This window comes from Scytonema sp. PCC 10023, from assembly GCF_963920835.1.
Classification (GTDB): Bacteria; Cyanobacteriota; Cyanobacteriia; order Cyanobacteriales; family Nostocaceae; genus Kalymmatonema.
Genome location: NZ_CAWUDP010000077.1, coordinates 19,722 through 33,838, shown reverse-complemented (window position 1 = coordinate 33,838; position 14,117 = coordinate 19,722). Strand labels below are relative to the sequence as shown.

General features: G+C 44.1%; 12 protein-coding genes. 8 read left to right on the top strand and 4 right to left on the bottom strand.

The genetic code is table 11. From position 1 onward, the window contains the following. Positions 1 to 48 precede the first annotated feature (48 nt). The 4 genes from murJ to ACM0OZ_RS34630 all read left to right on the top strand — a co-directional run bounded on the left by murJ (position 49) and on the right by ACM0OZ_RS34630 (position 5,494). Positions 49 to 1,626 (top strand): murein biosynthesis integral membrane protein MurJ, encoded by a 1,578-nt coding sequence (murJ, locus tag ACM0OZ_RS34645; RefSeq protein ID WP_414587369.1) that lies wholly within the window; start codon positions 49 to 51, stop codon positions 1,624 to 1,626. Positions 1,627 to 1,902: 276 nt separating this feature from the next. Beyond that, positions 1,903 to 3,180 carry a S41 family peptidase gene (locus ACM0OZ_RS34640; protein ID WP_414587368.1) on the top strand — a complete coding sequence of 426 codons (1,278 nt, stop codon included), beginning with the start codon at positions 1,903 to 1,905 and terminating at the stop codon, positions 3,178 to 3,180. A 589-nt stretch (positions 3,181 to 3,769) separates the two neighbouring features. Then, on the top strand, positions 3,770 to 4,318 hold the full coding sequence (locus ACM0OZ_RS34635) for a hypothetical protein (RefSeq protein ID WP_414587367.1): 549 nt from the start codon (positions 3,770 to 3,772) through the stop codon (positions 4,316 to 4,318). A 39-nt stretch (positions 4,319 to 4,357) separates the two neighbouring features. Further along, positions 4,358 to 5,494, top strand: coding sequence for an amidoligase family protein (locus ACM0OZ_RS34630; protein ID WP_414587366.1), 1,137 nt, complete (start codon positions 4,358 to 4,360; stop codon positions 5,492 to 5,494). A 393-nt stretch (positions 5,495 to 5,887) separates the two neighbouring features. Here ACM0OZ_RS34630 and ACM0OZ_RS34625 read toward each other — a convergent pair whose 3' ends face one another. The 4 genes from ACM0OZ_RS34625 to ACM0OZ_RS34610 all read right to left on the bottom strand — a co-directional run bounded on the left by ACM0OZ_RS34625 (position 5,888) and on the right by ACM0OZ_RS34610 (position 9,736). Beyond that, positions 5,888 to 6,886, bottom strand: a complete 999-nt coding sequence (locus ACM0OZ_RS34625; protein WP_414587365.1) for an Ldh family oxidoreductase — start codon at positions 6,884 to 6,886, stop codon at positions 5,888 to 5,890. 4 nt (positions 6,887 to 6,890) lie between these two features. Next, on the bottom strand, positions 6,891 to 7,712 hold the full coding sequence (locus tag ACM0OZ_RS34620; RefSeq protein WP_414587364.1) for a VanW family protein: 822 nt from the start codon (positions 7,710 to 7,712) through the stop codon (positions 6,891 to 6,893). A 183-nt stretch (positions 7,713 to 7,895) separates the two neighbouring features. Continuing rightward, positions 7,896 to 9,074 (bottom strand): IscS subfamily cysteine desulfurase, encoded by a 1,179-nt coding sequence (locus ACM0OZ_RS34615; protein ID WP_414587363.1) that lies wholly within the window; start codon positions 9,072 to 9,074, stop codon positions 7,896 to 7,898. A gap of 5 nt (positions 9,075 to 9,079) precedes the next feature. Next, on the bottom strand, positions 9,080 to 9,736 hold the full coding sequence (locus ACM0OZ_RS34610; protein WP_414587362.1) for a restriction endonuclease subunit R: 657 nt from the start codon (positions 9,734 to 9,736) through the stop codon (positions 9,080 to 9,082). Between the two features lie 179 nt (positions 9,737 to 9,915). Here ACM0OZ_RS34610 and ACM0OZ_RS34605 point away from each other — a divergent pair, with 179 nt between their 5' ends. The 4 genes from ACM0OZ_RS34605 (at position 9,916) to ACM0OZ_RS34590 (ending at position 13,967) form a co-directional block, all read left to right on the top strand. Further along, positions 9,916 to 10,770: an FAD-binding domain-containing protein gene (locus tag ACM0OZ_RS34605; protein ID WP_414587361.1), complete on the top strand. Its 855-nt coding sequence runs from the start codon at positions 9,916 to 9,918 to the stop codon at positions 10,768 to 10,770. Between the two features lie 80 nt (positions 10,771 to 10,850). Then, a complete protein-coding gene (locus ACM0OZ_RS34600) occupies positions 10,851 to 11,837 on the top strand; it encodes an effector-associated domain EAD1-containing protein (protein WP_414587360.1) in 987 nt (328 codons plus the stop codon). A 4-nt stretch (positions 11,838 to 11,841) separates the two neighbouring features. Continuing rightward, positions 11,842 to 12,798 (top strand): AAA family ATPase, encoded by a 957-nt coding sequence (locus ACM0OZ_RS34595; protein ID WP_414587359.1) that lies wholly within the window; start codon positions 11,842 to 11,844, stop codon positions 12,796 to 12,798. Then, positions 12,795 to 13,967: a hypothetical protein gene (locus ACM0OZ_RS34590; RefSeq protein ID WP_414587358.1), complete on the top strand. Its 1,173-nt coding sequence runs from the start codon at positions 12,795 to 12,797 to the stop codon at positions 13,965 to 13,967. The genes ACM0OZ_RS34595 and ACM0OZ_RS34590 overlap by 4 nt, the downstream gene beginning before the upstream one ends. Positions 13,968 to 14,117: the final 150 nt, after the last annotated feature.

Here is a 14,117-nt window from a genome sequence, read left to right as displayed (position 1 = left end):
GCAACCAGTATATAACGAGTAGTATGCAAGACATAAAAATGGAAACAAATGAAGCGCTCACTTGCCTCAATTGCAGGAATTGTTGCTGTTGCCACTGTGATCAGCAAAATTTTTGGTCTATTGCGTTCTACCTGCGTTGCGGCTGTTTTTGGAGTTGGTGCAGTTGCGGATGCTTACAATTATGCTTACATTATCCCCGGCTTTTTGTTAGTTTTGCTAGGTGGTATCAATGGACCGTTACACAGCACTTTAGTTAGTGTTTTGGCAAAGCGTGAGAAATCAGCAGCAGCTCCTTTGGTAGAAACGATTACCACCTTGATTAGCGGTGTTTTACTCTTGGTGACGATTGGTTTAATTATTTTTGCTGGTTTTTTTATTGATTTAGTGGCTCCGGGTTTGGAAGAGCAAGTTAGGGCGATCGCCATCCAACAATTGCAGATTATGGCTCCCATCGCTCTTCTTTCTGGGCTTATTGGCCTTGGTTTTGGCACGCTGAATGCAGCAGAGCATTACTGGCTACCTTCTATCAGCCCAATGCTATCAAGTATCACTGTCATGCTTGGCTTGTTCCTTTTAGCACTACGACTAGGAAACCAAATCAACGCTCCAGAATACTTGCAATTAGGAGGCTGGGTTTTGGCTGGAGGAACCCTTGCCGGTGCTGTTTTGCAATGGCTAGTTCAACTTCTGGTGCAGTGGCGGGAGGGTATGGGTAAACTACGCCTGGGCTTTGACTTTGGCTCTGGTGGTGTGAAACAGGCGATCGCAATTATGGCTCCTGCCACCCTGTCTTCTAGCATGACGCAAATTAACATCTATGTGGATTTATTTTTTGCCTCCTATATTCCCCATGCAGCCGCTGCTTTGAACTATGCCGGACTGCTCGCCCAAACACCCAAAGGCATTCTTACAAGTGTCATCTTGATACCGTTAATGCCCGTATTTTCACAATTAGCCACCCCAGAAAATTGGTCAGCGCTGAAATTGCGAATTCGTCAGGGCTTAATCCTCACCGCCCTGACTATGCTACCCTTGGGAGCTTTGATGATGACTCTGGCTGTGCCAATTGTCAGGGTAGTGTACGAGCGTCAGGCGTTTGATTTCTCAGCGTCTAAACTTGTGGCGTCTGTGCTCATAGCTTATGGTTTAGGCACATTTACGAGTGTCGGGCGAGATTTGCTGGTGCGGGTATTCTATGCTTTAGGAGATGGGCAGACGCCTTTTCGTATCACTGTGGCGAACATCTTACTAAACATTGTACTGGATTACTTTTTAGTTAAAGCTTTTGGGGTACCAGGTTTAGTTCTCGCCTCAATCGGAGTGAATTTAACAGCAATGCTGATGATGTTGTGGTACTTGCATCGCAGACTTGATGGCTTACCGTTGCGGGACTGGAGTTTACCGATATTGGGTTTGATTGGTGCTAGTGGAGTGGCAGGTGTAGCCTGTTGGTTGACAAGCTGGGGTTATGAAGTTCTTTTAGGTAGCGAGGGGATGCTGAGGCAACTGTTGCAATTGAGTGTTGCTGGAAGTGTCGGATTAGGAGTGTTTGCAATATTAGTAAGTCTGATGAAGTTGCCAGAGGTGGAGTTGTTAGTGAAACGTTTTAGGAAAAAGCGGAACTAATAGCAAAGGATTTTCTTCTATCAGCGTTGTCTAACAAATCAATCATGTAATGAAAGTGCATGCTACGTCTCTACAACGTCTGTAGAAATTGTAGGGTGCCTTATAGCGAAGCGCAACGCACCAACAAATGCGGTGCGTTACGGCAAGTTCTCACTGACTCAAACTTTCAACTCCTGACAATGCCGTAACACACCCTACTTTATAGTAAATGACCTCTTAGCATGCTACGTCTGTGCAACGCATCTACCCTAGAAGAACAACCGCAAAGGAGACACAATGAAAAAACTTGGACTCCCGAAGTTAAATAGGTTTGCGACAGCAATTTTGATAAGTGTCTCAGTATTGCTTTTATTGTTGACCTCGCCATTACCTAAAACGCTGGCAAAACCAGAGACAAAAGTCTTTGAACAAGTCTGGCAAACTGTAAACGAAAACTTTTACGACCCAAAACTTAACGGAGTGGACTGGAAAGCAATGCGGCAAAAATATGAACCTCAAGCCGTGCGAACCAAGTCTATTCAAGAAGTTGCTGGTGTTATCAATCAGATGCTTTCGGAATTACAAACTTCTCACACCCGCTTTTACATTCCAAATGAGCCAGCATACTACCAGCTTTTGGGAATCTTTCAAGCAAGGAACCCCGATTTTCAAAAGCAGTTAAAGAAGTTCTTCCCAAAAGGCAAGATTGAATACAGTGGTATTGGTGCAATTACCAAAGACATTAACGGTAAGACCTTTGTCAGTGGTATTCTCGATGGAAGTCCAGCTGCTAAAACTGGGTTAAAAGTGGGTGACCAACTCTTAAGCGTAGATAATCGTCCTTACCAGCCGATACAATCTTTTGCAGGTAAAGCAGGTCAGAAAGTCACGCTGTTGATTCAAAGAACACCTGACGCCAAGAGCCAAGAAAACATTGCTGTGACTCCCAAGATGTTCGACGCGTCTACCATGTTTCTGGAGGCGCAGCAAGCCAGTACCCAGGTTATTCAACGCAACGGTAAGAAAATTGGCTATGTTCATATCTGGTCAAATGCTGCTGACCCAGATCAGGAGAAACTTCGAGAAGACCTGATCTACGGTCGCCTTAGAGATGCACAAGCGTTGGTTTTGGATTTACGAGATGGTTGGGGTGGAGGAGATATTGGTTATCTCAACATCTTCACTGCACAAAAAGGTCCTAGTATTACCAGTATTCCCCGCAATGGCAAAAGATATACTTATATTTCTCAATGGAAGAAGCCTGTGGTTATGGTCATTAATGAAGGGAGCAGAAGTAGTAAAGAAATTTTGGCTTATGCTTTCCAGCAACATAAAATAGGACCTGTAGTTGGTTCCAAGACAACGGGAGCAGTGGTTGCTGGTCGTCCTTTTTTGATGTCAGATGGTAGCTTCCTTTACTTAGCAGTTTCAGATGTGTTGATCAACGAAAATCAACGGTTGGAAGGTAAAGGAGTCGCGCCTGATATTAATGTTCCATTCTCATTGGAGTATGCTCAAGGTGCAGATCCGCAAAAAGAGCGAGCAATAGAAACTGTGCTGCAAGCAGTCCAGTAGCGCAGCTAAACGATGATATATGCAATATCTTTTGGAAGTGACTTGATTTTTTGCTGCTCGTTGCTGTTCTGTTGGACAGAAAGCCGCAAATTATTAAAGCTTGATCAAGCTATAGCAATCCGCGCAGGATTTATGAAAAATCTTAAGTATTGTAGGGTGGGCAGTGCTTACCGTATTTTGCCCACTACATCCGGGTTTTGCGTTCGCACTGCCCACCCTACGTGTCGTTCAAAAATCTGCGGAGGAGTCCTATACTAGAAATTTCTGCGATTTTCAGAAAAATCCTTCTTCAGGACTGTATTAATAATTGAAACCAAACATCAATCAAATCAAGGGAGAAAACTCCAAAACTGAATTCCTTTTTAACCTCTTTACTCTGTGTTCTGGAGCGCCTAATCGGGTTAAATTACTTTAAAACAGCAGAGGTACAGAGGAGCCAGGGCTGCAGGAGGGTTTCCCTCCGTAGGCGACTGGCGTGGCGCAGAGAGAAAAAAAGAGATTTTATGAGTAATTATTAGGTCAAACTAGTACCTCTATTGTCCAGAAAAAAAGTCAAAATCAAATATTCAAAATACAGGATTGATTCAAAATGAAATGTAATTTTAAGATTTTCTTATTGTTATTAAGTTTGCTATGTTCTGTTGGCACTTCTATTAATGCAGCTGTTGCCCAAGAGACTAGTAGCACTACCCTATCAACTCAATTGAGCGCTCAACGAGAGAACAGCAATATTTTATTAGCACAAAACCGGACAGAAGAACAAGAATTTCAAGCTTTTTTTAATAGCAAATACGACTATTGGGATGCACGTGTTTTGGCAGATTACTGGGGACAGTCGGTAAGCGATGCCAAAGCTCGAATGGGCAGAAAGATTATCTCGGGTCCAGAAAATGTTGCCATCCTCAACCAGTTTCTTGTAGATGCAAGGGTGAACGCTTTACAGTCGGTGAGACCAGCCAGAAACCCAAGCTCCTACAAATTTTTTAGAGAGTCAAACTATTCCTATGATGATGCAAAAGCACTTGCTAGATTTTGGGGCGATCGCTCACCTATGGATGCAAAACTACGCATTGAGCGCAACTTAATTTTGGGCAATAACGAGATGATTGAACAAGCGTTACGATATTCTCGCCGCTAGATCTAGGAAGTGCAGGGTGAATGTGATTACGAAACAGTTATGTCTTTAAACTGGAAAATTGGCTTTGAAATTGAGCTGATGGCACCTCGGGGACTCAGCAGACAGGACTTAGCAGAGTTAATAGCCCAACAACATGATGCACAAGTGCGTCGTGTCTTTCATCCTCAGTCTGAGCCAAGTCAGGTTCCGGGAACTCCCTTGTTCCAAAATCTGACTTTGGGGTTTGAGGTGATTGATCAACAGGGGCGTTTGATTGCAAGATGTGTGGATGATCTCACCCTTCAGGACGACTTGGACAAAACTCAAAAACCCAAACCAGGATGGTATCGAATTGTCAGCGATGATACCAGACTTCTGCAACTGGTGAACAGCCAAGCTGATCCTGCTGACTCTCTCACCACAGTCCTGAAACCAATTGCGAGTTTATTTTCTACCTATGCGGAAGCAGGACCTGGGGGGATGGTACGTGTTGCTGATAATACAGGCAATCCGATTGCGATCGCCGCACCTCTACCAGGAGAACGAGAACGTCCTTGTGAGTTAATTACCCCGCCTATTGATACCAATCATGGCGATCGCCTGGAGGTTCTCCTATCAGCAGCACGCGTTCTTGGCTTCACAATTCCCGCTGAAGGTGCAACCCACCTGCACTTCGATGCTATCTCCTTATGTTCTGCACAGGTTTTCGCTAATCTAGTGAATCTCTTATGGACACATGGGGAAAATCTAAAACGATTGGTAGGAACTAATTCCAGATGCAGACGCTTAGGAATGTGGGATCAGGAGTTGTTGGTACTCATCAATGAATCAGATTTTTGCGATCTGCCTTGGTCTGATGCTCAGGCTCGTCTTGCCAAACTTGAGTTAACAAAATATTGTGACTTTAACCTCAAAAACCTGATTCACCCCATCCCTAACAAACATACCTTTGAAGCTCGTATTTTTCCCTCCTTTTTGCACACACAACCTCTTATCGAGGTAGCGGCGTTGATGGAAGCAATTCTACGTTATGCAGCAACAGCAACTCAGATATCACCGACTGCACCTTTGGAATGGAAATTAGAATCCGTGCAGGAGTTTATCAAAGCACTCCCAATAGCTGAACATTTTCGCTCCGTTTGGTTGTCTCGCGCGAAGAGCGTTGCGGAATTTTCTCGAATAAGTGTGAAATTCTGACTACCAGTTATATCAAGTCCGTTTAAATAATCTAGGACTTACGCATAGTACAGAAATACTATAAATAACTTGGGTCTTTCAGCCATTGTTCGCACTTGTCTTGCACCCAATAATATCAAGTTCGCTGCCTGCACTTATAAATCCCGAAACACCCCACCCCCAACCCCTCCCCGCAAGCGGGGAGGGGCGCTTTGGTGTAAGCCAAAAGCGGGGTGGGGTTCTGCCAGAATTTCGGTTAATTTACCGGACATAATAGAACTCTTGCACTCATTCAATTTTTTTGAAATTAAACCACAGATGGACACAGATGAACACAGATAAATATCGGTGTAAATCTCGTGTTCATCTGTGGTTCAAAAATTCATAAATCGTATTTTTGCAAGAAGTCTAATATTAATTTCCAAACATAGAAACACAATCTTCCCCAAAATAAGCTGCCAAATTATCAATTAAAGCTTGAGGTATCGGAATACCCGTCAACAAACGCTCTTGGCGAGTCATTGCTTCTAATTCTCCTGGGTAGTAAATAGGTTGGTTTGGGTCGAGGCGGGGAGTCTCTTTAAGAGAGGCGATCGCACTTTGCACCTGTTGCTCAAACTCCTCTCGATTTGTCCAAGCTTCCACATCTAGCACCCAAAATAAATGTCCTGTACCATTAGCACCATCATGAATTGCCTTATTTTTAAACATAGCTGCTGCGGTTCCCAACAGTGGACCACACAACAAATCTGCGATGAACGCTAACCCAGAACCTTTGTAAGAAGCTGGCAAATTCACCGCCACCTGCTTCGGGTCGTCAGTAGGTTCTCCTGCTTCCGTAAGTCCCCAGCCCAAAGGAATCGGTAAACCCTGATAAGCAAAGTGCTTCACTTTACCACCACTTACCGTCCCTGCTGCCATATCCAAAATGACGGGTTGCGGTGTCCCTGTCGGAATTCCCCAGGAAATCGGGTTATTGCCGACTTTTGCTTTGCTTCCCCCATAGGGAGCAAGGTCTACAACATTGGTATCACTTGTAGCAAAGCCAATCATTCCCGCCTCAGCAGCCATGCGCGTGTAGTAACCTGCCATACCAAAATGATTGCTGTTGGTAACGCCAACAACTGCCATGCCAAACTGACGTGCAGCAGCAATGGCTGTATCCATTGCGACTTGACCCGCGTACTGTCCGGGAGAGCGATCGCCATCAATCCGAATCATCGTCGGGCGTTCTGAATTCACGCGCAACTGAGGCTGGGGGTTAATTCGTCCACTTTGCAGACTTTTGACATAACCGATAATTTGCTGCAACCCGTGAGAGTCCATTCCCCAAAGGTTTGCTTCTACCAAATGCGTCTTCAGCGCCCCAGCCACTTCTTCTCGTAGCTGGTAAGGTGAGAGTACTGAATCCAAAAAACTATGCAGGGATTTGGCTGAGATTTTGTTGTAGCTTGACATGGGGTTTATAGATATCGAGTGTGCGGTAGTTAACTTGCCATTCTGTCGTCGGACATTCTTTTGGGCGCACATAACGGACTGTTTCTACCCGCCAACCGGACATTCCATCAGTGCTAGTTGGGGGAAGTTTCTCTAAAACAGTTGAAGAAATCTTCACTTCAACAGGCTTTGGTTCCGTACCCCAGACACTCGCCACAACCACAGCCTTCTCACCCAAAACCTGTAAGCGTAGCTGCAAGGGAATTTGGCTATTGTTCCTTACAATTAAATTTTTATAGCCATAAGCCACCGTCGCATCTTGACCAAGAGTGAAAAAGCGCGTTTCTCCATGAGCATCAATTGAATGGTTGTAGCGTTCTAGAATTTCATAATTTGCCCAAAGCAGCGCTTGGAACAAGGAGGTGGAAATTTGACACAACCCGCCTCCCACATCAGTCATTAAGCGATTTCCCACCAAAGTTGGTCCTTCCCGGAAACCATTAGCCACAGTAGGACGCGCGACACGATGCCAAAAGTCAAAAATTTGTCCAGAGTTTAAGAGTAGTCCATGAATACCTTTCGCCGCCAGTTGCATATTCCAGAGGCGATTTTCGTTCACCTGAGGAAAACCAGAACGCTGTTTAATTGGAGTAGTAATTTCGCTCCATTGATAGCAGTAATGGGAAGAGTTTTGTATGTCTTGTACACGAGCATAGTGAAATGTATCACCTCGCCCAAGCGCTCTAGTATCTTTAAGTTTTTGGCGGATTAAAGCTTTCAGGCTTTGGGATAACTGTGCCATATTGTTTTTTAAACCTGCGTATATCACACCTCACCGATAGAACTCTTGCACTCATTCAATTTTTTGAAATTAAACCACAGATGGACACAAATAAACATCAATATTTATCTGTGTCCATCTGTGGTTCAAAAATTCATCAATCCTATTTTTGCAAGAAGTCTAATAACTAATACCTAATACCAGTTAGCGATTACGCATTGCAAATAAATCTTGTTTTCTTAAGCTTTGAATAGTAGAAATTGTATGTTCTGCCACCTTGTCAATTTCCTCAGCCGTGTTGAAGCGCCCTATACCAAACCGTACCGAAGCATAGGCTAGCTGTTCTGAGTGTCCCAGTGCCGTGAGAACATGGGAAGGGGCAGTCGTTGCCGAAGAACAAGCAGATCCAGAAGACACCGCCATCACTGATTGCAATCCTAACAGCAGTGCAGAACCATCCACTCCCTCAACACTGATATTGAGATTTCCCGGTAATCGCTGAGTGGGATGTCCATTGAGATGAATTCCCTCAACCTGAGAAAGTTGTTCCCACAATCTTTGTCTGAGTTGTGTGAGGCGTTCGGTTTCTCTGGCTTGTTCTTGTAAAGCAATCTCCACAGCCTTACCAAATCCTACGATTTGCGGTGTATACAAAGTACCAGAACGCATTCCCCGTTCATGTCCACCACCATGCTGCTGCGGGGCTAGTTGTACTCTAGGGTTGCGCCTGCGAACGTACAGCGCACCGATACCCTTGGGTCCGTAGACTTTATGTGCGGTTAGTGACATTAAATCAATTTTTAGTGCCTGCACATCTAAGGGTATTTTACCAATAGCTTGTGCTGCATCGGTATGGAAAAGGACATTGCGTTCCCGACACATAGCGCCAATTTCTGCTAATGGCTGCAACACACCTATTTCGTTATTTGCAGCCATCACGGAAACGATAATTGTATCAGGACGGAAAGCTTTTTCCAACTCAGTTAAATCAATCAGCCCATCTTTTTGGACTGAAAGGAATGTTATTTCAAAACCGAGGGTTTTAAGATACTTGCAAGGGTCAAGAACTGCGCTATGTTCAGTGACAACAGTAATAATATGCTGTCCTTTTTGAAAATAGGCTTCAGCAACACCTTTTATAGCTAAATTATTCGCTTCTGTCGCGCCACTGGTAAAAACAATTTCTTCTGGCGTTGCGTTAATTGCTGCTGCCAAAATTTCCCGCGTTTGTTTCACAGCAGCTTCTGCTTCCCAACCGTAAACATGACTGATGCTGGAGGGGTTGCCAAAGTGTTCTGTAAAGAAGGGTAGCATAGCAGCAAGTACCCGTTCATCTACAGGTGTAGTAGCGTGGCAATCTAGGTAAATAGGACGACTAGACATAATTATCAAATTAAAATTGTACCCAGTTTCTTTAATATACTGAGAACCTTATATAATTCATTATCGCCTCTGTATAAAGTGAATCTATCAGATAAAGCATAAAAGGGTGTATCTTTCTGATAAAGCTTGATAAATTGAAAATCTTCCCCATTGATGACCAATGAATAGACAGGACGCTCAGGCTTAGGATTAGCCAGCATATAAGTCAGTGCTTGGGGTATTGCCTTAAATAAAGAAAAAGTAGACCTTTTAGATTCTATTACCAATAACCACAACTGGTGTTGGAGAACTAGCACATCAATTTTACCTTTAATAATTTCTTTTTTATCTTGTGCGTTTTCTTTGTCCTCGGTGATAATTTCTTCGCTAATTTCTATAGTTTCTTCTGTAGCGATGTGAAACGGAGGACGATAAAAACCAGCCAAATCTAGCAAGGGAGACAACACCACCAATTTCACCGCATCTTCTAAAAGGGGAGCATTTTCAACCAAGCTAAGATAGTTAGTCTTCACTCGGTCTAAATACTGCTTTTCTATATCAGTAATTTCAGATAGATTGTCAAACCATTCAGTAAAAAAATCATCATTTACTGACTTTTGGAGTCCAAATTTTTCTTTTAAATAAGCTAGAGTGACATTTTGAGCCTGTATGACTTGAACCATCGTTCAATAAACAGAAGTGATATTAACCATTGTATGGTGAAAATTTCCTAACAAATGGTGAAATGGTGGGTGGTGCAATAGATACGCAATAATAGGAAATTAGCCTGGATCGGCAGCCTTTATTTGTAAACCTGGGGCTTTACTCGTCTGGCTATTTTAACCTACTATTTTGACGTAAAATGACTAAAGATATGCAACGGGACTTTGCCAACCGCGATGAGTTGGTAGCCTACCTCACAGAACAATTCCCCAAAGCCGCAGAACGCGATCGCCACATCAGCAAAATCGTCGGTGGACGCAAAGCCGCTGAGGCGGTACTGCAAAAAGTAGACTCAGTACGCTACGCGAAAACACGTAACTTTTTCACGGGTGCTGTAACGCGGCTTTCGCCCTACATTCGTTACGGCGTTCTTAGCTTACGAGAAATTCGGGATTACGTTCTTGGACGCGTTAAGTCCCAAGACGATGCTACTAAACTCATTAACGAGTTGGGTTGGCGTGACTACTGGCAACGGCTATATGTCAAGCTAGGTGATGGTATTTGGAAAGACCAAGAGGATTACAAAACTGGGTACACTGTCGCTGAATATGCACCTGAGTTAGCGGATGATATCAAACAAGGAACCACAGGACGAGTTTGCATCGACAGCTTCAGCCATGATATGCGAGAAATCGGCTACTTACACAACCATGCAAGGATGTGGATAGCAGCTTACATTGTCCATTGGCGGCGCACTCGTTGGCAAGCGGGAGCAAAGTGGTTTCTCGAACACCTTTTAGATGGTGATCCGGCAAGTAATAATATGTCATGGCAGTGGGTAGCCAGCACCTTTAGCCACAAACCCTATTTTTTCAACCGCGAGAACTTAGAACGTTACACCGAAGGCGTTTATTGCCGAAAATGTCCTTTATATGGTAAGTGTGACTTTGAAGGGAGTTATGAAGAACTAGAAGCGCGGCTGTTTCCTAAAGGTGAATTTACCAAACAGTCTAATAGTCAGAGTTGGCAGAAAGGGAAGAAAGGCAAAAGATAAAACGAAACGCAACCGGAAATATGCCATTTAAATGTGTTTTAGCTTATTAGAGTGTATATGGACTAAAGTGACTCAGCACAATGCCACTAAACGGTATACAGTTCCGACAGTTACAACTAGCACTACTTAGTGCGTTTCCTAATCGAGCAAAATTGAAGCAGATGGTTCGCTTCGGATTAGAGGAAAATCTGGACGCGATCGCAACAGGTGAAAACGATGAGGAAGTTGTCTTCCAACTGATTGATTGGGCTGAAAGTAATGGGAATCTGGAAAATCTGCTAATTGCTGCACGTAATGAAGACTGTGGCGGCAATTCCGGTAACTCGCAGTTGAAGAGAATGTGTGAAGAATTATTAAAAATAGAACCGACAATAAAACAACCCCATACATTGCTAAATCCATGCTATTTTGACTTAGATTTATTAATTGAAGAATGCTTGCTCGAATTAGAGGAAAAGCGGGTACTTTTTGGATTAAGTGTACCCTGTGACGATGATGCTTTTCGGGAGAGTTTCTGCCAGCGTCTGAAGGACGAAGTTGGTAGAAGGAATATTCAAATCAAACGTCCTCTGACGCTAAATCCTCTGGTCAATTCTGTTGATAGGGCAGTCAGAGTTATCGAAGGATACAAGCAGCTCTTACATACTAGCAACATCATCTGTCCTATCCAAGTTCAGGTATTCGACCAAAATTCCAGTATTCCTGATGACTTCTGGCTGAAAATATCTGCTACATTCAGAGACAATCTTGAACACTGCTTAATCATGATTATGTTGGGCAGTGAAGACAGTATTTTTCCCAAACGGGTGATTAAGCTGAAACCTCCAAAGTTTACAAAAGCGCATATACACCGATGGGTTGTCAAGGCAACAACCTCTCGGGGATGGGCAGAACAGGTTATGCTTCAGTGGAAGCAAAAGATGATTGCTGGCTGTTGTTTAGGCAATCCTGAAAGTGAACTATTGGATATCAGATCTGTGTATGACTATTTAGACTACACTATGCAACTTTTGCAACAAAACATTTCAGCAGAAGCTTTTATGGAAGAACTTGAGCAAAGGATTTAAGCTGATGTCAAAGCGCTCTGTTGATACGTCTACCAACTACTCCACCATAGCTTACGAATCCTTGCCGGACTCTGTTGAAGTCGAAGATTCGCAAGTAGCTCCCGTACCTGAGAAAGACCCTCCAAAAAAGAAGATATACAAGGAACCTTACTTACCTGACAAGAAACTGGCGGAAGCGGTTGATTTGGCGATCGCCCTAGGTCGTCCTTTACTGTTACAAGGCGAACCAGGTTGTGGGAAAACACGTTTAGCCTACGCTGTCGCCTATGCTTTGGGCTTGCCTTTAGAAGTCAGTTATATTAAATCCACCAGCCGTGCCCAAGATTTACTTTACACCTACGATGCTGTTAATCGCCTTTATGATGCTCAGTTAGGGGCTCAAGGAGAACGTAGTCGAGACATTCGCAATTATATTCGTTTAGGTTCTTTGGGAAGAGCGATCGCCCGCGCTCAATATGGGCGTCGTTCAGTGGTGCTAATTGACGAAATCGACAAAGCAGATCTCGACTTTCCCAACGATTTGTTATGGGAGTTGGATCGGTTAGAGTTTCGGGTCACTGAGGCTCCAGATATATATTATGCCGTTGGTGACAACCCAGCATTACGCCCAATTGTGTTTGTCACACATAATGAAGAAAAAGCATTACCGACTGCGTTTTTGCGCCGATGCATTTTTCACTACGTTGAATTTCCCGAAACAGAAGAACTTTTGCAACAGGTTTTAGCAACTCACGAGATTTCTAACCAAAAATTGAGCGAAAAAGCTATCGAAGTTTTGTTAGAACTTCGCAAACTCGACCTCAGCAAACGACCGGGTTTGAGTGAACTGCTGGACTGGGTGGGTTATCTAGAAGCGGTAAAAACTCCGGTAGAAGAACTCGACAAACTGCCGTATTTGGGAGCGTTGCTCAAACAAGAGAGCGATCGCCAACGTGCAATGGAGGCTTTTGGCAAGCAGTGAAGCGATCCAAGTTACCCGCGTTTCTCTGGGAGTTATTTCAAAAGCTACGTCGTCGTGGGTTTCCACTCACACCAGATGACTATGAAACACTGCGACAGTCCTTGGAAGCTGGCTTCGGTTGGTCATCAAAAGAAGCACTGCGGGATTTGTGCAATTCTCTGTGGGCAAAGTCGCGCCAAGAACAGGAAATTCTCACTGCCCTGTTTAACCAACTTGTACCAAAGAACGAAGATTGGCAATTGTCTTCTGTGCAAGCGGAAAAAGATTTTGATGCTGATGCTACAGACTCATCAAAAAAAGAGCAGCATCGGGACGTTCAGGAGCATCAAGAGCGTGAGGAAACGCCTGTCATTGAACCTCGTAGCGGCTTACCTGCGATTTCCTTCAAGGATGTGCAACTTTCGGAACGTCGATTTATCTTCGTACCGCAATTCCCATTAACCTATCGAGAAGTGGCTCAAACTTGGCGGCGCTTACGGCGTCCGGTGCGGGTGGGAGCAGCAACAGAACTGGATGTTGATTCCACAATTGCCCGACGTTGTCAACAGGGAATTGCAGCTTCTGTTGTGTTAAGACCGAGACGCCGCAACGTTGCGCGGTTACTTTTGCTACTGGATCGTCAGGGTTCAATGACTTCTTTCCATCGCTTTTGTGAAGAGGTTTGCACAGCAATTCAACAAGCAGGGAGATTGGAAGAAACAGCAATTTATTACTTTCACAACGTTCCTGCTGAAGGTGCTGATGAGCAAGTGCTAGAACCTCTAGGTAAGCAACTCTTTCCAGTTCTTGATGACATTTTGCCCCAGATAACACCCCTCAAAACAGGTTACCTTTACGAAGATCCTGATTTGCTCTCTCCTATTTTGTTGGAGGAAGTTCTCCAGAAATATGCCGCCGATGCATTTGTAGTAGTGATAAGTGATGCTGGTGCTGTGCGTAAATTTTACAACGTCGTACGTCTATTAGATACTATCTCTTTTATCAAAGCACTCCGCGCTTATACTTTAAACTATGTTTGGCTGAATCCCCTGCCTAAGTCATATTGGAAAGATAACACCGCTGCCCAGATTGCATGTCATGTGCCGATGTTTCCTTTGAATCGGGAGGGCATCCACCAGGCAGTGAATGTGCTACGCGGACATCAATATAATTTAGAAAAGCCTCTTTAGATATGAACTCGGCTGAATTACCCTTAATTCGCGAAGAACCCCACCCTGCCTTTGACTTACGTCAAAATCGCCCCTCCTCGCTTGCGGGGAGGGGTAGGGGGTGGGCTGCTTTTAAGACAATGGGCAATTAAACAAACCCAAGATGACTCC

Bases quoted from the DNA above. Each gene is read 5' to 3' on its own strand.
- murJ (WP_414587369.1), top strand. From the start codon at position 49: ATGAAGCGCTCACTTGCCTCAATTGCAGGAATTGTTGCTGTTGCCACT.
- ACM0OZ_RS34640 (WP_414587368.1), top strand. From the start codon at position 1,903: ATGAAAAAACTTGGACTCCCGAAGTTAAATAGGTTTGCGACAGCAATT.
- ACM0OZ_RS34635 (WP_414587367.1), top strand. From the start codon at position 3,770: ATGAAATGTAATTTTAAGATTTTCTTATTGTTATTAAGTTTGCTATGT.
- ACM0OZ_RS34630 (WP_414587366.1), top strand. From the start codon at position 4,358: ATGTCTTTAAACTGGAAAATTGGCTTTGAAATTGAGCTGATGGCACCT.
- ACM0OZ_RS34620 (WP_414587364.1), bottom strand. From the start codon at position 7,712: ATGGCACAGTTATCCCAAAGCCTGAAAGCTTTAATCCGCCAAAAACTT.
- ACM0OZ_RS34615 (WP_414587363.1), bottom strand. From the start codon at position 9,074: ATGTCTAGTCGTCCTATTTACCTAGATTGCCACGCTACTACACCTGTA.
- ACM0OZ_RS34610 (WP_414587362.1), bottom strand. From the start codon at position 9,736: ATGGTTCAAGTCATACAGGCTCAAAATGTCACTCTAGCTTATTTAAAA.
- ACM0OZ_RS34605 (WP_414587361.1), top strand. From the start codon at position 9,916: ATGACTAAAGATATGCAACGGGACTTTGCCAACCGCGATGAGTTGGTA.
- ACM0OZ_RS34600 (WP_414587360.1), top strand. From the start codon at position 10,851: ATGCCACTAAACGGTATACAGTTCCGACAGTTACAACTAGCACTACTT.
- ACM0OZ_RS34595 (WP_414587359.1), top strand. From the start codon at position 11,842: ATGTCAAAGCGCTCTGTTGATACGTCTACCAACTACTCCACCATAGCT.